The organism is Mesorhizobium sp. DxT (assembly GCF_058448885.1).
Window position 1 is genome coordinate 211,830 of record NZ_JBZFLJ010000002.1, and the last position, 19,680, is coordinate 231,509.

Below are 19,680 nucleotides of genomic sequence, written 5' to 3' on the forward strand. Positions count from 1 at the left end.
TCGTCAAACCGCGGCGTTTGCGAGGGCAGTCAGCCGCGATCAGTCGCAGGCAGCCACGGTGCCGGCGGCAACGCCCTGGCAGACGACATCCTTGGAGACCCAGCCCGCGTCGATGACCTCATTGAGGTTGTCCCGCGTGATCGGGTTCGGCGACAGGAAGATCGCGTTCATCTCGACGCCATTCGGGCCGTCGGACCACTTCATGGCGCCTTCCACCGCATCCATCGCGGTGCCGTCGGAAAGCTGGTTGGCGATCTCCGCCGCAGCCTTGCCGAGTTCGCGCGCATCTTTCCAGACCGAAACGGTCTGGGTGCCGAGCGCAACGCGGTTCAGCGCGGCATGGTCGCCATCCTGGCCGGAAACAGGAACCGAACCGGCAAGACCCTGTGCTTCGAGAGCGGCTACGACGCCGCCGGCCGTGCCGTCGTTGGACGCAACGACCGCGTCGACCTCGTTGTTGTTCTGGGTCAGGATCTGCTCCATGTTGCGCTGCGCGTTGGCAGGCAGCCAGCCGTCGGTATAGGCCTCACCGACATTCTTGATCGCGCCGCTGTCGATCGCTTCCTTGAGCACTTCCATCTGTCCGGAGAACAGGAAGTCGGCGTTCGGATCGGCCGAGGAGCCCTTGATGAAGGCATAGTTGCCCTCCGGCTTCACCTCGAACACGGCGCGTGCCTGCATGCGGCCCACTTCCTTGTTGTCGAAGGTCAGGTAGAAGGCGTCGGCATTTTCGATCAGGCGGTCATAGCCCACGACCGGGATGCCTTCCGCGACCGCGTTTTCTACGGCCGGGCCGATTGCGCTGGCATCCTGCGCCAGGATGATGAGGGCGTTGGCGCCCTGCGAGATCAGCGCCTCGACGTCGGTAAGCTGCTTGGCCGCGGACGACTGCGCATCGGCCGAGATGTAGGTGTTGCCGGCGCCTTCGATCGCTGCCTTCATCGCGGCTTCGTCGGTCTTCCAGCGCTCTTCCTGAAAGTTCGACCACGACACGCCGATGATCTTGCCTTCGGCATGAGCCGCGGCGGAAAGCGTGAGCGACATGGCGACGCCCGCCAGCATGGCGGTTGCAAATCTCTTCATGATGTTCCTCCCTGCGCCCCGTTGGAGCGCTTGATGACACTTGCTCTACAACAGATGCGAAGCTCTTTTTTTCGAGCCCCGAAAAAAATAATGACTCAGCGGAAGCCCTGTGTCAATATCTTCCGCGCGGTGCTGGCAAAGCTGCCGGAAGGCGGCTAGACCGGCGGCGCACCAGGGAGGATGGGAACATGACGGTCGGCGTACGCCACGACGATCTTCGGCGCCGCAATCGCGCAATGGTGATTGCCGCCGTGCGGCGTGCGGGACAGCCATCGCGGACCGAGATCGCCGCCGTCACCGGGCTCAGCAATTCCACCATATCGACGATCTCCGCCGACCTGATCGAGGAAAGCATTCTGGCGCAGGCCAAGAATGGAGAAACGGCAGCGCTGAAGCGCGGCCGTCCGCAGGTCGCGCTCGGCCTCAACCCACGCGCGGCCACCGTCGTCGCCATCGCCCTCTCGCTCAACTCGCTCTCCGCTTCCTTGATCGACTACTCGGGCAAGGCGATCATACACGATATTTCGCGCCCCGCGACGCTGACGATGACGGCCAGCGGCCTCGTCGAAGCCGTCACCGCCGCCGTTGGCAGGCTGCTGGCGCGCATGGAACCCGACCACGGCCCGGTGCTGCGCATGACGCTTGCGATCCAGGGCATCACCGATTCCGAGGCGCGCAAGCTGATGTGGTCGCCGATCACGCCGCATAGCGACATTCAATTCGCCGATGCGCTGGAAACCGCCTTCGGCATTCCGGTCACCGTGGAAAACGACTGCAACATGATCGCCGTGGCCTTGCGCGGCCGTGCGCCCGACCGCTACCGCGACAACTTCTTCACCATCCTCCTGTCGAACGGCATCGGCATGGGGCTGGTGCTGCGCGGCGAGCTCTTTACCGGCTCGCACTCCTCGGGCGGCGAGTTCGGCCACATGATCCATGTGCCAGACGGCGCGCAGTGCCGCTGCGGCCGGCGCGGCTGCATAGAGGCGTATGCTGGCAACTACGCCATCTTCAGGCATGCGCGCGGCGAAAGCGAATACGCCCAGCCTGCTGCCGACATCGACGACGCGACAATGCTGGCGCTGGCGGCTGCCGCACGCGATCACGACGGCCGCGAACGCGAAGCCTTCCGCAAGGCTGGCGAGGCGATCGGCTTCGGCCTCGGCAGCCTCTTTGCCCTGTTCGATCCGGCGCCGGTGGCGATCGTCGGGCTTGGATCCTCGGCCTTCGACGTGATCGAGCCGGCGCTGCGCGACGCGATCTCGAAAACGGCCGGCGGCCAGCACAATGCCGCGATCTCGTTCGATCTCGAACCCGACGAGACGCCACTGATACGTGACGGCTGCGCGCGCCAGGCATTGACCTTCGTCGACCAGGATATTTTCGCGCCAGGTACCGCCACCGACAAGGCCGTCGCCTGAACCAGGTGGCGGCTAACCCGGCGTCCAGGCGGTAGGCGCAGCACCGCGGCGCAGCACGTAGAAACCATCCGCATCGAAATCCTGCCATGCGCCGGCCTCGCCATCTGGCCAGATGACGCGGATTTCGCCCTTCGCCTCGTCCCCTAGCCCGAAATGATGCCAGCCGCCCTGGCCGCTGGCATGCCCACCGCCTGACGAAACCTCGCGCCGCAACACCGTGTCGCCGCAGCGAATCTCGATCCATGCGCCGAGAGCGTCGCGGTTGGGCGCATCCTGCTCCAGCCGGACCTGCACCCAGCGCCCGGTCTCGCCACCCGCATTGCGCCAGGTCTGAGCGGTGTGCCATCGGTTGACGACCACCAGATCGAGAAGCCCGTCGAGGTTGAAATCGGCCAACGCCGCGCCACGCCCAATCTTCGTGCTGGCAACGCCGGCGCGGTCGCCGGCTTCCTCGAACGTGCCGTCGGGCCGCTGCAGCAGGAGGTTGTTCGGGTCCTCTTCGGCAAAATCAGGCATCTTCGCGACATTGCCTTTCGCGACGAAGAGGTCCGCAAGGCCGTCATTGTTGACGTCCTCGAACTGCGCGTGCCACGCCGTGCTCGGCCGCAGATTGTCACCGATATAGGGGCGGTGGGCCGTCACGCCCTTGGCGAAGGCGGTGTCGGCATAAGTGGGCCGCGGTGACCGACCTTCGCCACTGGCAAGCGTCTGCAGCTTGTTGTCAGCCATGCTGGTGAGGAAATATTCAGGGTAGCCGTCGGCATCGAGATCGTAGGACGCGATACCCATGCCCCAGATGCGCAACCGCTCCCAGCCTTCCTCCGCCGTATAGAGCGATGGCGTGGCGCCCTGCTCGATGCGCCAGAGCTGTTCCTGGCCGCCCTTGTAATATTCGCGATCGTTGGAGACGCGCAGCGACGGTGTGCCCGACCGGTTCCAGTCCGTGAAGAGCATGGAAAGCGCGCAGTAGCTAGGCTTCAGCGCAAACGGCGTGTCGAACCGATCCGCGCCGGCGGCGGGACGGTGCAGCCAGTTGTCCGTGCAGGAGCCCCACGGAAAGCCTTCTTCCTTGCGATCGATGTAATTGCCGACCGCCAATGTCGGCCACGAAGCCCCGCGTTCCCAGGTCGCGGCGAAAGCGGTCGACCAAGCCTCGCCGCCGTCGAAGCCCCAGGTCTCGTTTGCACGCTCGAAACGACATCCGCCAAGCCCGCGCATCAATACGTTTTCACCGACACGCAAGACTGCGAGGTCGGTGATGCCGTCGCTGTCAATGTCGATCGGATAGGCGCCCGTCACGCCTTCAAGTTCGAGGCCGGCCTCGAAGCGCTCGAAACGCAGCGTTCCGCCCACGTCGCTGACATTGCGATAGAAATGGGCCGGCGCGGCGCCGCCGGCGACATAGAGATCGGCAAAACCGTCTCCGCTGCAATCGAATGCCGCGACACCGCCGCCGACCATGAATTCCCAGTTACCTTCGTAAACCGCGTCGACACCGACAGTCGCCGTCTCCTCGATGAAGCTCGGCACGGGCGGCCCGTCCGCGGCAAACACGGGTACGCAAATGCCGACCGAAAGAAAGAGCACTGAAACGACGTGGCGCATCATTCCGCTCCCCGCGTCACCAGCCCGTTGGTGTAGGCGCCGATACAGTAGCCCTGCTCAAGCCCGTTTTCGATGGCGGCTCGATAATGAATGCCGCCATAGAGCCGCGAGATCGCTGCCTCCTCGGCCGCCTCTCGGAAGCTTTCGAAATGCCGGGGCGGCAGTCCGTCGTCCACATGGGTTTCGTCTTCGAAGGCAAACGTCGCGCCGAACAGATCCTCCAGCACGATGGCCGCAGCGCCCGATTGTGTGCTGTGGCCGCTGGGATACTCGGGGAACGGCGGCGTGATGAGGTCGGGCTGCCACTTCGCGTCGATGTGCCGCCGGATATACGTCACCGGTCGCACGAGATCGTAGCGGTATTTGGCTTCCCAGCATCCGATGAAGGAATCGGCGAGAACGATGCCGAGCCGCGCGAGCACGTCGACGGTGCGCTCGGCATCCGCACCTTCCGCTTCGAGCAGTTGCAGCGCAATCGAAATCCAGTGGCCGGGCGGTGTCGGCGACAGCATCGGATCATCCGACCAGAACCGGGCGATCTCCCGCTGCTCCGGCGTCAGCCCCTTGGCCGCTTCGTAGACTTCCACGGCCTCGTTATGGAACGCGCTGCCTTGCTCCTCGCTGTAATCAGGCGGTGGCGGGACGCCGCATGTGGCGCCGTCGGGCATGGCGAACGTGCGGTTGGTGCCCCAGTTAGGCAGCAAAGGCGCCTGCTGCTGAGCGATGAGGCTGGTGGGAACCCAATGTTGTGGCCCCTTCGTCAGAACATAGTCGTGCGGAAAGCCCATGTTCTCCACGACAGCCCCACCATCGTCGGCGGACCATTCGATCACATGGCCGGCAATCACGCGCCCATACGCAAGGCTCCGCGCAAGAACGTCCGCGTCGGCGCCCTCCGAGACCAGAGCGTCGAGACGCTTCCCGATGGCATCCATCGCCCGCTGGCCCGTCGGCCCAGTATTGCTGAAGAAGTGACGCGTTGCGTTCGTGAGAGCGCTTTGCAACACGACCGCCTCGTCGTAGACGCCCTCAGACCGTGGAGGAAAGGCTTCGAGCCCGTTGAGCTGGCCCGCAAACGAGCGCGTCGACGGCCGCCCGCCGGCAAGCCCTTCCTGCGCGGCAACGCCCAGATATGCCAGGGACCGGCTGGCGACGGGCGGCGAATAGGTCGGCGTATGGCGCACCAGCTCGAGCGTGAGCCGGTACCAGGTCCGTGCAACCTCTACGGCCCTCTCGTCGAATTGCGCGCGGGCTGGGCCAACAAGACCCAGAACGGCCGCAACCAGCACGACATGGACAAGAAAACGCATCGCCGCTTACGGGCCCGGCCCGCTCCTCCCTCAGTCCGGTCAGGAAAGCATGGCGCACCTGCCGCCTGCAAGCGGAACCGGAGCGCAGGAGTATCGGCTGCTATGCCTCGCGGATCGCGTAGCCCGCGCCGCGTATGGTGCGGATCACGTCGGGCAGACGGCCATTGTTGACCGCCTTGCGCAACCGGCCGACATGTACGTCAACGGTGCGCTCGTCGATGTAGATCGTCTCGCCCCAGACATTGTCGAGCAATTGCCCGCGCGAGAAGACGCGGCCGGGATGCTGCATCATGAATTCGAGCAGACGGAACTCCGTCGGGCCGAGCCTGATTTCGGACTTGCCGCGATGCACGCGATGCGTCTCGCGGTCGAGCACGATGTCTCCGACCTTCAGCACCGATGAAAGCACCTCGGGCTTGGCGCGGCGCAGCAGCGCGCGGACCCGGGCGATGAATTCCGGCGTTGAGAACGGCTTGACCAGATAGTCGTCGGAACCGGTCGACAGGCCGCGCACCCGGTCCGTTTCCTCGCCGCGCGCGGTCAGCATGATGATCGGCAGGCGCTCGGTCTCCGGGCGCATCCGCAGCCGCCGGCACAGCTCGATGCCGGAAATGCCGGGCACCATCCAGTCGAGCACCAGCAGGTCGGGTGTGCTTTCCCGCAGCCTGATCTCCGCTTCATCGCCGCGGCCGATCACCTCGACCTGATAACCTTCGGCTTCCAGGTTGTATTTGAGAAGCACCCCCAACGGCTCCTCGTCCTCCACCACCATGATCTTGGGTGCAATCATCTATAGGTCTCTCTGCGGTCACTCGCTGTCCACTGTCACCGACGTCTCATCCAGCTTCGGCCTGTTCAGCGGCAATTGCTGGCCGGTCACGATATAATACGCGTTTTCCGCGATGTTGGTCACATGGTCGCCGATGCGTTCCAGGTTCTTGGCGCAGAACAGCAGATGCGTACAGGCGGTGATGTTGCGCGGGTCTTCCATCATGTAGGTGAGCAGCTCGCGGAAGACGGCCGTGTATTGCACGTCGATCTTCTCGTCGTCCTCGCGCAGGCTCACGAGGTTTTTTGAATCGCGCGCCTCGTAGGCCGAGATCACCGCGCCGACCTGATCCATCACCATCTGGGCCATCGTGTCGATGGAATGGGAAAGCCCGCGCGGCGCCGAGCCTTCGCCCACCGCGTTGACGCGCTTGGCGATGTTCTTGGCCAGATCGCCGATGCGTTCCAGGTCGGCCGCCATGCGGATCGCGCCGACGACCGATCGCAGATCCTGCGCCATCGGCTGGCGTTTGGCGATCAGCGTGATGGCGCGATCGTCCAATTCGCGCTGGCGCGCGTCCATCAACACGTCGTCCGAAATCACCCGCTGCGCCAGCGCGGTGTCGTTCTGCAACAGCGACCGGGTCGCGGCAGCGACCATCGCGCCGGCGAGATCGCCCATGTCGCGGATCAACTGGTCGATATGGCCGAGATCGTCGTCGAACGACGTGACCGTGTGCTCACCCATGTTTGCCTCCTCGGGCTCTTCCGGGACCGTCAGCCGAAGCGGCCGGTGATGTAGTCCTGCGTCCGCTTCTCGGCGGGGCTGGTGAATATCTGGTCGGTCGGGCCTTCTTCGACGAGATTGCCGAGATGGAAGAAGGCGGTCCGCTGGGAGACACGCGCGGCCTGCTGCATCGAATGCGTGACGATGACGATCGTGTAATTCTCGCGCAATTCGTCGATCAGTTCCTCGATCTTCGCCGTCGCGATCGGGTCGAGGGCCGAACAGGGCTCGTCCATCAGGATCACCTCGGGCGAGACAGCGATGGCGCGCGCGATGCACAGGCGCTGCTGCTGGCCGCCTGACAGGCCGGTGCCGGCCTCGTGGAGACGGTCCTTAACCTCATCCCAGAGACTCGCCTTCTGCAGGCTCGATTCGACGATGCCATCCATGTCGGTCTTGCTCGACACCAGCCCGTGAATGCGGGGGCCGTAAGCAACGTTCTCATAGATTGATTTCGGGAACGGGTTGGGCTTCTGGAACACCATGCCGACACGCGCCCGCAATTCGACGACGTCGATCTTTGGGTCGTAGATATCGTCACCGTCAAGGGTGATCTGCCCCTCGATCCGAGCAATGTCGATGGTATCGTTCATGCGGTTGAGGCAGCGGAGGAAAGTCGACTTGCCGCAGCCCGACGGACCAATCAGCGCCGTAACCTGCTTTTCGCCGACATCGAGGTTGACGTCGAAGAGCGCCTGCTTCTCGCCATAAAACACCTTGACGTTCTTGCCCGCCATCTTGGCCCGCGCTGCGGGTTTTGGCTGTGCCGCGATCTGTTGCTCAATGGCTACATCGGTCATCTTGTTCATCCTTCTGTCTCCCTACCAGCGGCGCTCGAAACGCTGCCTCAGGAACACGGCAATGGCGTTCATGGTCACGAGAAAGCCGAGCAATACGAGAATAGCGGCCGACGTCCTTGACACGAAACCGCGTTCGGGGCTGTCGGCCCAGATGTAGATCTGGGTCGGCAGGGCGGTCGAAGCGTCGAGGACCCCGCCCGACGCGCTGGTAATGAAAGCGTTCATCCCGATCAGCAGAAGCGGTGCGGTCTCGCCCAGCGCCTGGGCCAGGCCGATGATCGTACCCGTCATCACCGTCGGCATCGACAGCGGCAGAATGTGGTGGAGAATTGCCTCGTGCTTGGAAGCTCCGATACCCAGTGCCGCCTCGCGGATCGACGAAGGCACCGATTTCAGCGATGCTCGGGTGACGATGATGATAGTTGGCAGCGTCATCAACGCAAGCACCAGACCGCCAACCAACGGCGCCGAGCGCGGCAAGCCGAACCAGCCCAGGAAGACTGCGAGGCCGAGCAGGCCGAACACCACCGAAGGCACGGCCGCCAGATTGTTGATGTTGATCTCGATCAGATCGGTGAGCCTGTTCTTCGGCGCGAATTCCTCGAGATAGATCGCGGCCGCGATTCCCGTCGGAAACGAGATCAGGAAACATACAAGCAACGCCCAGAACGAACCGGAGATCGCACCCGCCAGTCCCGCCAGTTCGGGAAATCGGCTGTCGGCATTGAATAGCAGCGCCCAGTTAAACGGGTTGGAAATGACCCCTTGCGCGACCAACTGATCGTAAAAGCCGATCTGCCGATCGTTCACCCTGCGCTGATTCTCTGGAAGATCGCGGTCGAACAGTCCTTTGTGGAGCTGGTCGATGGGGTCCGACATCGGAATGACGAAGCGATGCGGACCATCCAGCAGGCTTGGGTTTGCGATCACCTGATCACGCACCAGGAACGGCGCGTTGTTGGTGAACATGCCGAAGTAGTCGCGTTCTGCGGACCGTTCCAGCTCCGGCACGAGCGAGCGCAGTTCATCGCGAACGATGTTGCGCCAGTTCGCGCCCATAATGTCGCTGCGATCGACCTCGGCGGAGCTGAGATTCATCTCCACCGTGACCATTGTCTGGGTAAACGCACGATGCCCGCTATAGGTCAGCGTACCAACAAGGATCGCGAGAAACCCGAGCGCAAAGGCGATCGCGACCATGCCATAAATCTGCAGGCGGCGGTCTCCGGCGTAGCGCGCGCGGCGTCGCGCCTTCATGGCGTCGGATTGCCAGTCGACCGGTCGGATCCCGGTCTTGGTGTCGCTCATGGCCATCAGTACTTCTCCCGATACTTGCGGACCGTGCGCAGCGCGATCAGGTTCAGGCCGAGCGTGATCAGGAACAGCACGAGGCCGAGCGCGAACGCCGCAAGCGTCTTTGGATTGTCGAACTCGGAGTCGCCGATCAGAAGCGTGACGATCTGAACCGTAACGGTTGTGACCGAGTCGAACGGATTGAGTGTCATCTTGGCAATCAGGCCCGCTGCCATCACGACGATCATCGTTTCGCCGATCGCGCGACTGAGAGCCAGAAGGACGCCACCGACAATGCCGGGGAGAGCTGCCGGCAGCAGGACTTTTCGAATGGTTTCGCCTTTGGTTGCGCCAAGCGCATAGGAGCCTTCGCGCATGGCCCGGGGTACGGCCGCGAAAGCATCATCTGACAGCGACGAAATGAAAGGGATGAGCATCACGCCCATTACACCACCGGCGGCAAGGGCGCTGTTCGGCGCGGCGTCAATGCCGACACTGAGACCAATGCTTCGGATAAGCGGCGCAACGGTGAGCACGGCGAAGAAGCCGTAAACGACCGTCGGGATGCCGGCGAGAATCTCCAGCAGCGGCTTCACGATGGCCCGGAACCTGTCGCCAGCGTATTCGGTCAGATAAATCGCCGACATGATACCGGTTGGAACGGCGACAGCCATTGCAAGTGCCGAGATAACGAACGTACCGAACAGCACCGGGATCATGCCGAAGGCACCTTGCCCTGCCACCTGGTCAGCGCGGATGGCGATCTGCGGCTCCCACCGCAGCCCAAAAAGGAACTCCGTGATGGGAACGAGCGCAAAAAACTGGCCCGCCTCGTAGAGCAGCGACGCAACAATGCCCAGGGTGGTGACAATCGCCACGAATGACGAGAACATCATGAACCAGGTGACCGACCGTTCGACACTGTGCCGCGCGCGGAAGCTCGGCTCGATCACACGCAAGCCGAAGAATGCGCCGACTGTCACCACAGCGGCTACGACGGCGATCATCGCCCATTGAGCTATGCCGCGAAGGGACTGAAGATGCGCGGCGGCCGCCTGAACAGCCTCGCTCGGCTCCCGGAACACGTTGCCCGAAGCGACCTGGCGAATCTCGCTGATAAGAAGATTGCGCTCGGCGTCCGTCATCGCGTCCGCGCCGGAATATCCGGCAAGCACGACCATGTCGATGATGGCATTCTGACCAAGCAGCCAAAGGAGCAGGAGGATGAACGCTGGCACGCCGGTCCAGATCGCGGCATTGAGGCCGTGGTAAAGTGGTCGCGAATGAGCCTTCTGGCCCTCAACCCCTCGCCTTTGCCGCGCCCTGCCGGTCGCAAAAAAATAAACGAGGATTGCTGCGACGGCCATGAGGCCTAACAGGTACCCTGCCATGTCACCCCCGAAAGGTGCTGGAAAAATGCCTGACCGCCCGCAAGGAAGCGGGCGGTCGTGACGACGGATCGACTTAGGAGCCGAGCTTCTTGGCGTTCAGGACGTTCTCCTGCACTTCTCCGCGCTTTTCGTCGCTGAGCGGAGTCAGACCGCGCTCGGCGAGATAGCCGTCGGCAGCAAGAGCCTCATCAGACACGTACTCGGCGATGAAGTCCTGCATGCCAGGGATCACGTCGCGATGGGCGTTCTTCACGTAGAAGAAGATCGGACGCGAAACCGGGTAGGAGAAATCCGCGATGGTCTCGAACGTAGGCTCGACACCAGCGATATTGACCGCCTTGAGCTTGTCAGAATTCTCGTAGAGGAACGAGTAGCCGAAGATGCCCACGGCATTCGGATCCGACTCAAGGCGCTGAACGATCAGGTTGTCGTTCTCGCCAGCCTCGACGAACGGGCCGTCCTGACGCATGCGCGAGCAGACTTCTTCCCACTTGTCTTCGTCGGATTCCTTCAGTTCGGCCATGCCCGGCAGCTCCGCGCAGCCGTCATGCATGACGAGTTCGACAAACGCGTCGCGCGTACCAGACGTAGGCGGCGGGCCGAAAGCGATGATGTTGATGTCTGGCAGCGAGGAATCAATATCCGACCACTTCATGTTCGGATTGGCGATCAGTTCGCCATTGCTGTCCGGAATTTCTGCGGCAAGCGCGAGGAAGATCTGCTCTTCGGTCAGGTCCATATCGGGAGCGCTGCGAGCGTGGGCGATCGAAAGACCGTCGTAGCCGATCAGCGCCTCGGTGATGTCGTCAACGCCGTTGGACGCGCAAAGCTCGACCTCGGAGTCCTTGATTGCGCGGGAAGCGCCGGTGATGTCAGCGAAATCGGGGCCGATACCGCCGCAGAACACCTTGAAGCCACCGCCGGTGCCCGTGGATTCGACGACCGGCGCAGCAGCGCCCGTCTTGTTGGCATACTCCTCCGCAGCCGCCTGGCTGTAGGGGAAAACGGTCGAGGAACCTACGACCTTGACCTGGTCGCGCGCCGCAGCAACGCCGACCGATGCGGCAACAGCGATCGAAGCCGCCGACGCCGTGAGGAAGAATTTATTCATAGGGCCTACTCCTGCTCGGAATTCGGTTGGACGCCTTGACGCGTCGGGAGTGGCAATAACGGCCCTGTATGACAGTCGCATGACAGTTTTGCGTCAGTCGGATTAAACCCCGACCGCTGCGTGGAAACCTCGAAAAATAAAAGAAAGCCGCCGCCGGATAGCCGACGAAGGATTTATCCGGCCAGATGACCCGCCTGGAGCGTTCCGCCCATCCAGCGCTCGATCTTCTGCATCAACGTCTTGGGACTGATCGGCTTGGAAAGGTAGTCGTCCATGCCGGCTTCCAGGCAACGTTCCCGGTCACCTTTGAGCGCATGGGCGGTTACGCCGATGATCGGCACATGCTCGCCCGATAAGGCCTCCAGCTCCCGGATTCTGGCCGTGGCTTCCAGGCCGTTCATTTCGGGCATGGAGACATCCATGAGGATCATGGACGGCTTCATGGTGCGATAGCCTTCGACCGCCTGCTTGCCATTGCTGACGATCTCGTAGCTATGGCCGGTTTCACCGAGTATCTGCGTGAAGACGAGCTGGTTCACCTCGTTGTCTTCGGCAACGAGAATATCGATGCGGTGTTCACCAGTTGCGGGTCGGCGCGCGATGCGCAGTTCGGGCCGCGGGGCCGCTACGTCGGATACCGCGGCTTCCAGTGCAGGCGGGGGAGCTGCCTCCGCTGCCGGATCAGGTGCGTGTCCCCGGAATTTCTGGATCGCCGACACGAGTGCTTCAAGCAATGCAGACGAGCGCGCGGGTTTGATGAGGTGTGCGTCTATGTCGAGGCTGCGATATGTCGCCTGACCAAGCGACTGGTCGACCGATGTCAGCATCACGATAGGCGTTCCAGCGATCTGTGGCGTTGCCCGGATCACGCGGGCGACGTCACCGCCGGTCATGCCAGGCATCTGGTAGTCGAGAACAACGCAGTCGACGTGCAGCCCCAACCCGGCCACGGCGTTGAGCACGGAGATGCCCTCCTGGCCGCTCTGAGCCGCGCAAGCGTCGAAGCCCCAGCTTCCAAGCTGCTCAAGCAGAATCGTCCGGTTCACCGCATTGTCGTCGATCACCAGAACCCGCGCCCCGGAAACATCGATCGGCATGGTCCTTTCCTTTCCGGATTTTCCGGTCCGCGGCAGCATCATCGTGAACCAGAATGTTGAACCTTCGCCTTCCCTGCTGTTCACTCCCATCTCGCCGTCCATCATCGCAACGAGGCGCGAGGTGATGGCGAGGCCCAGACCGGTGCCTTCATGCCGCCGGGTCGAGGACGCATCGACCTGGCTGAATTTGTCGAAAACCTGAGCCAGCTTGTCTTCCGGAATGCCGATACCGGTGTCGGTCACCGACACGCGAAGCGTCGTGTCGTTACCGGCTTCCTCGCCAGTGACATCGACCAGAACGTGGCCCGAATCCGTGAATTTGACTGCATTACCGAGCAGATTGGTGATGATCTGACGAATGCGGCCGACATCGCCGACGTAATGATCATGCAGCCCCGGCTGCACCCGCACGATCAGCTCCAGATCCTTTTCCTTTGCGCGTGCGGAAACCAGCGTCGCGACATCCTCGATCGCTTCGGCCAGATGGAACGGTGCGGGATCGAGCACCAGTTGCCCGGCATCGATCTTGGAAAAGTCGAGGATGTCGTTGATGATCGTCAGCAGCGCATTGCCGGACTTCACGATGATGTCGGTGAATGTCTTCTGGCGCGAATCCAGGTCGGACTTGGCAAGCAGTTCGGCCATGCCGAGCACGCCGTTCATGGGCGTCCTGATCTCATGGCTCATATTGGCGAGAAACTCGGATTTCGCGCGATCGGCCAGCACGGCCTTGCGCTGCGCCTCCTGCAGTTCGGCCTCGCGCTGCTTGAGTTCGGTAATGTCGGTGCTCGACCCGATGAGGTGAACCTTGCCGTTGCCGCCGACAAGCCGGCTTTTCTTCGCGATGAGCTGGCGTACCGTGCCGTCCCGCCGCGTAAGCATTTCCTCGGTCTCGTCCATTATGCCGGATTCGAGCACCTTCAGGTCACGACCGGCGAACCCCTCGCCCTCCTCGCCGAAGAAGTCCCGGTCCGTCTTGCCAAGCGCCTCTTCCTTGGCAACGCCGGTTATCTCGCACCAGGCCTTGTTGACGAATTCGAACGCGAGCGCATCCGTTTTCACGTAGGTGGAAACAGGTAGGTCGTCGAGCACATGCTTGAAAAGCTCGATCTGCTCCATGCTCGCCTTGAGCGCGGCTTCACGATCCTTGAGATCGGTGATGTCGAGGCGGATGCCAATGAACGATCCATCGGGCATCCGCGTATCGAGCGCCTGATACCAGCGCCCGTCCGGGTTCCGGCGCTCGAAGACGGCATGCGGAAGCTCATGGCGCCGCATGTATCCTTCGACCCATCCCTCGTAATCGCTGTCGTAAAGAGCATCGACCTCCGGATCGCCGCACGCGCGGAAATAGCCGAAGCTGTGTCCTAGCTCGATGGCCTCGCGATAGGTGCACCCGCGCTGCCATGTCGGCACGAGCTCGGGAAGCATGTCCTGCAGCATTCGGTTGGCAAGCACGAACCGGTCGTTGCTGTCATAGATGATGACGCCGGCAGGGAACGATTCCAGCACACCCGCAAGGTAATCGCGCGCTTTCTGGCTCTCCCGCTCGCGCCGCTTCATCTCCGTCACGTCGAAAATTGAGCCGGCGATGTAGTCGCGACCGCTGGCGGTGCGCACCCGGTTCTTGCGCACGATCCGGGACCCCTCGCTGCCCGAGATGTCGAAGTCCTCCTGGACCTCGTAGATCTCGCCAGTCCTCAAGACCTGCTTTTCGCTCTCTTCGAATAGTCCGGCATTGTCGGCGCCAACGATATCCGCAGCACCTCGTCCGATCAGTTCGCCGGGCGTCGCATCATGGAACGTCGCGAAGGCTTCGTTGACCATTACGAAATTCAGCTTTTCGTCCTTGACGAAGATCGGATTGGGAACGCTGTTGATGACTGCCTCGGCCAGGCGCGCCTGCTCCAGCGCCTTGGCAAGCTGTTCTTCACGATCCTTGATCGCAGTTATGTCGAAATAGGAGACAAGTCGCTTGCCGCCGGAAAGCATCGTCACCGAATAGATGAGTGTCTGGCCGTCGCCGCGCTGGAACTCCCTTGGCGGCACCCCCCCTTCGCCCCTGATCTCGTCGAGACGGTATGCGACATAATCCTCCCACTCCTGATCGGCGACCTTGTAAATCCCTGTATGCCGGTTGATGTCCATAAGGGCACGAAACGGGCTCCCGACGGAAACATCGTCCGGCGTAAGTTTCCAGATGTCGTAGAAGGCCTTGTTGATCATCTCCGCGTTGAGCTCTGGATCAAGCAGAACCACGCCCATATCCAAAGAGTCGAGCGTGCTCTGCAAGTCGCCAAGCAGGGTTTCAGCCTGCTTCTTCGCCTTATCGAGCTCAGCCTCGCGGCGTTTGAATTCGGTGATATCCTTGCGGATGCCGACGCGGTCACCATTCTCGGCAAGGATGTCGCGCCGCATCATCCAGCGTCCGTCATGGGTCTGGAAGACAATATCCTGCCCGAGTTCCGCAGAACGGTTGACGACCAGTTCCTCGACCCACGCCTCCTCGCGTCCCTTCGCTTCTTCGACAATTCCAGTCTGCGCGAAGTCGAGTAGCAATTCGCGAAAACCGCGCCCGGTCCGAAGATTGGGGAGGAAGGCAAACTGTCTTGCAAACGCGGTGTTGAATGCCAGCAGCCGGTCGGACTTGTCCCATATGACGAAGCCGTCGCTCAGCGCGTCGATGGCAGCCTGCATACGGCTCCGCGCCTGCTCAGCCTCCACACGCGCGGCATCCAGAGCCGAATCGCTTCCGCCGGGTGGGGTCACGGCGCCCAGCGTTTCAGCCAAGGGGGTTACATTGCGTCCCACCCCCCGGTAGCCGACGAATGTCCCATCCGTGTCAGCCCTGGGCACGCCTGAAATGGAAAGCAATCGCCGGTCGCCGCCTGCGTCGCGGATCACATAGACATAGCCCGCAAACGGCCGCTTGGCCCGCAGATCGTCAAGCTGACTGCCAGGTTGATCGTCCGGCCGAGTACCTTCAAGCAGTGAATCGAGCCTCGACCGGCCAAGCACGCGGGCCGGATCGATACCGGTCGCCTCATGATAGCCTTCCGATAAATAGGTGATCCGGTGCTGCGCATCGGTCTCCCAGAACCAGTCAGCCTCGAGCGAAAGCAGCGCAACAGAATCCGCCCCGGCGTTTTCGCCGGGTCCACCGCTACTGCTCGCCGCTTCAGTCGTCTCGGGTGCGCCCCGCCCCTCCCGTACTACCACCGGTAGAGCTCTCCGTACGCAGATTGATGCAGAGTGAATTCTGCACCGGAAGGCTTAACGAGATGCTAACCATAAATATGGCGGGGACTTAAAGGATCGTGCGCACGATCAGCCGCAGGTCTTCGCGCAACGAAATCGCCTGCATGTATTCGGCATCGGTCTCCGCGCAGCGTTGCGGATTGGACATGTCGATGCCGCGCACCTGGGCGAGGCCGGTAATGCCCGGCCTGAGTGAAAAGATCCCCAGCGCCCGGCGATGGCGGACCAATTCTTCCTGTCCAGGAAGGCACGGGCGCGGGCCGACCATGCTCATCTGCCCGATCACCACATTCCACAGTTGAGGCAATTCGTCGATCTTGAAGCGCCGGAGAAACGCGCCGAGCGGTGTGATGGCGGAAACGGCGACCTCATGTGTAGCTACATGCGGTGTGTTCACATACATCGTCCGCAACTTGTAGCAGCGGAATGGCTGCTCGTGCCGGCCGACCCGCTCCTGTGCAAAGATCGCAGGTCCCTGCGAGGTTGCACGGATCAACGCCATCGCCGCCAGCACGATCGGCGCCGCGACCACGAGACCCGGCAGTGCCAGAGCGAGGTCGAACATGCGCTTGGCGAGAGCGGGCTGGTCCATCTGAACTGCGGCTTCCTTCATCGTCTCGCCATAGCAGCAATCGTGCATATAGCACAGGTCCGTGGAGCACCCCCACGCTGCCTGGGCCCCCATTGTTGCCTTCCTGTTGTGAATTGGCTATCTGGCGAGGTGGAGGAAGCCAAGGGAGACGGTCGCGAAACGCTACGGCATCGCACAATTTCAAGGCTTTCGGGGGCGTGACGGTGGGTGCGCGACTTGAGCAAGGAGTTGCCGTCTTTATCGAGGTGGCAAGTGCCTGGCCGTCCTTGGGGATGGTTTAACGGCGTGATCAGAACGCGATACGAGTAGCTGAAGCCCGGGCATGAAGATGTTTGCCGTATCGCCAGCGCTGAACCGCCTGCGGGATCGGATTTCGCGAAGTTCGCGTAATCGCAAGCGCTGGATACTGATCCTCTTCGATGCGGTCGCCCTGACGTTTCTGTGCTGGCTCAGCTTCTCGCTGCGCTTTGGCGAACCGTTCCGGCCGAACCCCTCCCAGGTCTTCATCATCCTCGCGGCTCCAGCCCTTGCGATACCCATTTTCGCGCGCATGGGCCTCTATCGCGCGGTGCTGAAATATCTTCCCGACCGCGCCGTCTGGACCATCATGCAGGTCGTGACGCTGGCGGTGCTGAGCTGGGTCGCACTCGCATTCCTGACTGCCATGACCGGAGCCCCGGGCGTCCCCCGAAGCATTCCTGCTGTTTTCTGGGTCCTTTCGATCCTGACGATCACGGGCAGCCGTTTCGGCGCCAAGTGGCTGATCTGGCGGACCAGCCGCGCGAGCAAGGGGCTGACGAAGACGCTGATCTACGGCACCGGCGATGCTGCAACGCAGCTCGCAGGCGCGTTGCGTTCGGCGGGCGAGCGGGAGATCATCGGCTTCATCGGCAAAGACGCGACGCTTCACGGCCTCGACGTGCTCGGCATTCGCGTCTATGCGCCCAGCGAGCTGAAGCGCCTTGTGACGAATATCGGCGTCGAGGAAATCATCGTCACCACGCCGACCCTTGCCGGGCAGGACGGCCGCGAACTGATTGCCGAGATCGGCACTGCCCCCGTCAACATCAGGATCCTGCCGTCCATCGTCGACCTGGCAGAAGGCAAATATATCGTCAGCCGTGTCCGTGACATCGACATAGACGACCTGCTTGGCCGCTCGCAGGTGCCGGCCGACCCGGCGCTGCTGCGAGGCATGATCGAGGGGCGGTCGCTGATGGTGACGGGCGCGGCAGGCTCAATCGGCTCGGCTCTCTGCCGCATCATCGCGCAGCTCAAGCCGGCACGGCTGGTTCTGCTTGATACCAACGAACACGGCCTTTACCAGATAGGCCGGGAGTTGCAGCGCGAGGCGCTCTTCCCGCTGGTGACGGTGCTCGGCTCGATTACGGATGGCGACCTTGTCCGTCGTGTCATCCGCGAGAACGATATCGAGACGATCTATCATTGCGCCGCCTACAAGCATGTTCATCTCGTGGAGCAGAACAGCCTCGAAGGCATCCGCAACAACGTGCTCGGCACGGAATCGCTGGCGCGGGCAGCAACCGATTGCGGCGTCCGCAACTTTATCCTGATCTCGTCGGACAAGGCGGTGCGCCCGGCAAGCGTCATGGGCGCGACCAAGCGCTGGGCGGAGAAGATCGTCCGCTATCATGGCGTGAGGGCGCTGGATAAGCCGTATGAACGGAATTTCGCCTGCGTCCGCTTCGGCAATGTGATCGGATCCAGCGGGTCCGTGATCCCGCTATTCAAGGAACAGATCGCCAATGGCGGCCCGGTGACGATCACCGATGAGAAGATGACCCGCTATTTCATGTCCGTGCGCGAGGCGGCGGAATTGATCGTGCAGGCGGGCGCGCTCTCCGAGAGCGGCGACATCCTGCTCCTGGAGATGGGCGATCCGATCCGCATCCGGGATCTTGCCGAGGATATGATCGCCCTAGCGGGCCTGAGCGTGCGCGATGCGCGCAATCCCGACGGCGATATCGAGATTGTCACGATCGGCATGCGCGACGGCGAAAAGCTCCACGAGGAACTTTTCTACAATCCCGAGGGTGTGACACCGACCGCGCACTCGAAGATCCTGCGCGCGCGCAGGATGAACGGCAGTGGCGACACCGTCCCCGACATGCTGGCCGAACTGAGCGGCGCTGTGGCGAACGCGGACCGCAAGGCCGCCGTCGAGGTTCTGTTCAGATATACGGAAAAATGAGCGCAGACCCGTCCGAGAAGGTGCTTGTCACCGGGGCGAGCGGCTTTATCGGACGTGCCGTGGCAGCGCATCTGCGAAGCGGCGGCTATCAGGTCCGCGCCGCCTCGCGGAACCCCGATCAGTTCGACCTGCCGCCGGGAGACCGAGCGTTGATGCCGGCGGCAAAAGACGGCGCCGGAGCATGGGATCAGCTCGTTTCCGGCGTCGACCACGTCGTCCATTGTGCCGGCATTGCGGATGCATCGGCCGGTTTGCGATACGACGACTATCGCGTCGCCAATGTCGATCTTTCAGTTCAACTCGCAGACGCGGCACGACGCCATGTGCCTGGGCGATTTGTCTTTCTCTCGTCGATCCGCGCCATCACTGGCCCGACATCTCCGGAAGTGCTGACCGAGAGTTCCCCTGCCCGGCCCAGTGACGAATACGGGCGTTCGAAGCTCGAGGCGGAAGAGAAGCTCGCTGAAATCTTCGCCGCCGACAGCCGACAGCTCGTCACGTTCCGACCGGTCGCGGTCTATGGTGAGGGCATGCGCGGCGGGCTTGCCGGCCTGCTTCGCCTCGCACATACACCCTTTCCGCTTCCGCTCGGCGGGATCCAGGCTCGCAGATCCTTGCTCGACGTCGAACGGTTCGGCGCGGCCGTTCTACATATTCTGTCGAACCCGGTCGCCGGCGGCACCTACATCGTCAGCGACAGCGGTCCGCTGACTTTGGCGGGGATCGTTTCCGCCATGCGCGAAGGCATCGGCCGGAACCCCGGCATTTTCACGATCCCCGAGCCTCTGCTTGCGGGTCTGTCCGCAATGGTCGGGCGGCGCAACCTATGGCAGCGGTTGTCCAGGCCGCTGGTAGTCTCACCGGATCGATTGGCAGCGACGGGGTGGCAGCCGGCCGACGATACCAGTAGACGCCTTGCGGCCTACATGGCCGGGCGGCAGGCGAACTGAAG

Annotated in this window: 14 protein-coding genes; 3 read left to right on the forward strand and 11 right to left on the reverse strand. The window is 62.5% G+C overall.

Features of this window, described 5'->3' with window-relative positions:
* Positions 1-39: 39 nt before the first annotated feature.
* Entirely contained in the window at positions 40-1,083 is a 1,044-nt protein-coding gene (gene xylF / locus ACVJNE_RS05115; RefSeq protein ID WP_444726610.1) for a D-xylose ABC transporter substrate-binding protein, read from the reverse strand.
* Between the two features lie 188 nt (positions 1,084-1,271).
* Between xylF and ACVJNE_RS05120 the strand changes: the two genes are divergently transcribed.
* Positions 1,272-2,504 (forward strand): ROK family protein, encoded by a 1,233-nt coding sequence (locus tag ACVJNE_RS05120; protein WP_499563549.1) that lies wholly within the window; start codon positions 1,272-1,274, stop codon positions 2,502-2,504.
* A 12-nt stretch (positions 2,505-2,516) separates the two neighbouring features.
* Here ACVJNE_RS05120 and ACVJNE_RS05125 read toward each other — a convergent pair whose 3' ends face one another.
* From ACVJNE_RS05125 to ACVJNE_RS05170, 10 genes are all read right to left on the reverse strand, one after another.
* Complete coding sequence (locus ACVJNE_RS05125; protein ID WP_499563551.1) at positions 2,517-4,112, reverse strand: CRTAC1 family protein; 1,596 nt, start codon at positions 4,110-4,112, stop codon at positions 2,517-2,519.
* Entirely contained in the window at positions 4,109-5,419 is a 1,311-nt protein-coding gene (locus ACVJNE_RS05130; RefSeq protein WP_499563553.1) for a vanadium-dependent haloperoxidase, read from the reverse strand. Before ACVJNE_RS05130 ends, ACVJNE_RS05125 begins: the two co-directional genes overlap by 4 nt.
* A 100-nt stretch (positions 5,420-5,519) precedes the next feature.
* Positions 5,520-6,209 (reverse strand): phosphate regulon transcriptional regulator PhoB, encoded by a 690-nt coding sequence (gene phoB, locus ACVJNE_RS05135; RefSeq protein ID WP_194248456.1) that lies wholly within the window; start codon positions 6,207-6,209, stop codon positions 5,520-5,522.
* Between the two features lie 18 nt (positions 6,210-6,227).
* Positions 6,228-6,935, reverse strand: a complete 708-nt coding sequence (gene phoU, locus ACVJNE_RS05140) for a phosphate signaling complex protein PhoU (RefSeq protein WP_499563555.1) — start codon at positions 6,933-6,935, stop codon at positions 6,228-6,230.
* 29 nt (positions 6,936-6,964) lie between these two features.
* Positions 6,965-7,783 carry a phosphate ABC transporter ATP-binding protein PstB gene (gene pstB / locus ACVJNE_RS05145; RefSeq protein WP_499563557.1) on the reverse strand — a complete coding sequence of 273 codons (819 nt, stop codon included), beginning with the start codon at positions 7,781-7,783 and terminating at the stop codon, positions 6,965-6,967.
* A gap of 12 nt (positions 7,784-7,795) precedes the next feature.
* Entirely contained in the window at positions 7,796-9,088 is a 1,293-nt protein-coding gene (gene pstA / locus ACVJNE_RS05150) for a phosphate ABC transporter permease PstA (protein ID WP_499563558.1), read from the reverse strand.
* Positions 9,088-10,458, reverse strand: coding sequence for a phosphate ABC transporter permease subunit PstC (gene pstC / locus ACVJNE_RS05155; RefSeq protein WP_499563560.1), 1,371 nt, complete (start codon positions 10,456-10,458; stop codon positions 9,088-9,090). The genes pstA and pstC overlap by 1 nt, the downstream gene beginning before the upstream one ends.
* 73 nt (positions 10,459-10,531) lie before the next feature.
* Entirely contained in the window at positions 10,532-11,569 is a 1,038-nt protein-coding gene (locus tag ACVJNE_RS05160) for a substrate-binding domain-containing protein (protein ID WP_499563562.1), read from the reverse strand.
* Between the two features lie 173 nt (positions 11,570-11,742).
* Complete coding sequence (locus tag ACVJNE_RS05165) at positions 11,743-15,885, reverse strand: PAS domain-containing hybrid sensor histidine kinase/response regulator (protein WP_499563564.1); 4,143 nt, start codon at positions 15,883-15,885, stop codon at positions 11,743-11,745.
* An 88-nt stretch (positions 15,886-15,973) separates the two neighbouring features.
* Positions 15,974-16,516 carry a sugar transferase gene (locus tag ACVJNE_RS05170; protein ID WP_499564155.1) on the reverse strand — a complete coding sequence of 181 codons (543 nt, stop codon included), beginning with the start codon at positions 16,514-16,516 and terminating at the stop codon, positions 15,974-15,976.
* Positions 16,517-16,844: 328 nt separating this feature from the next.
* Here ACVJNE_RS05170 and ACVJNE_RS05175 point away from each other — a divergent pair, with 328 nt between their 5' ends.
* Together ACVJNE_RS05175 and ACVJNE_RS05180 are read left to right on the forward strand one after the other, a co-directional pair.
* A complete protein-coding gene (locus ACVJNE_RS05175; RefSeq protein ID WP_499564157.1) occupies positions 16,845-18,728 on the forward strand; it encodes a polysaccharide biosynthesis protein in 1,884 nt (627 codons plus the stop codon).
* A complete protein-coding gene (locus ACVJNE_RS05180) occupies positions 18,725-19,678 on the forward strand; it encodes an NAD-dependent epimerase/dehydratase family protein (protein WP_499563566.1) in 954 nt (317 codons plus the stop codon). Before ACVJNE_RS05175 ends, ACVJNE_RS05180 begins: the two co-directional genes overlap by 4 nt.
* The last annotated feature ends 2 nt before the right edge of the window (positions 19,679-19,680 follow it).

Bases quoted from the DNA above. Each gene is read 5' to 3' on its own strand.
- xylF (WP_444726610.1), bottom strand. From the start codon at position 1,083: ATGAAGAGATTTGCAACCGCCATGCTGGCGGGCGTCGCCATGTCGCTC.
- ACVJNE_RS05170 (WP_499564155.1), bottom strand. From the start codon at position 16,516: ATGGACCAGCCCGCTCTCGCCAAGCGCATGTTCGACCTCGCTCTGGCA.
- ACVJNE_RS05120 (WP_499563549.1), top strand. From the start codon at position 1,272: ATGACGGTCGGCGTACGCCACGACGATCTTCGGCGCCGCAATCGCGCA.
- pstC (WP_499563560.1), bottom strand. From the start codon at position 10,458: ATGGCAGGGTACCTGTTAGGCCTCATGGCCGTCGCAGCAATCCTCGTT.
- phoB (WP_194248456.1), bottom strand. From the start codon at position 6,209: ATGATTGCACCCAAGATCATGGTGGTGGAGGACGAGGAGCCGTTGGGG.
- pstA (WP_499563558.1), bottom strand. From the start codon at position 9,088: ATGGCCATGAGCGACACCAAGACCGGGATCCGACCGGTCGACTGGCAA.
- phoU (WP_499563555.1), bottom strand. From the start codon at position 6,935: ATGGGTGAGCACACGGTCACGTCGTTCGACGACGATCTCGGCCATATC.
- ACVJNE_RS05160 (WP_499563562.1), bottom strand. From the start codon at position 11,569: ATGAATAAATTCTTCCTCACGGCGTCGGCGGCTTCGATCGCTGTTGCC.
- pstB (WP_499563557.1), bottom strand. From the start codon at position 7,783: ATGAACAAGATGACCGATGTAGCCATTGAGCAACAGATCGCGGCACAG.
- ACVJNE_RS05125 (WP_499563551.1), bottom strand. From the start codon at position 4,112: ATGATGCGCCACGTCGTTTCAGTGCTCTTTCTTTCGGTCGGCATTTGC.
- ACVJNE_RS05180 (WP_499563566.1), top strand. From the start codon at position 18,725: ATGAGCGCAGACCCGTCCGAGAAGGTGCTTGTCACCGGGGCGAGCGGC.
- ACVJNE_RS05130 (WP_499563553.1), bottom strand. From the start codon at position 5,419: ATGCGTTTTCTTGTCCATGTCGTGCTGGTTGCGGCCGTTCTGGGTCTT.
- ACVJNE_RS05175 (WP_499564157.1), top strand. From the start codon at position 16,845: ATGTTTGCCGTATCGCCAGCGCTGAACCGCCTGCGGGATCGGATTTCG.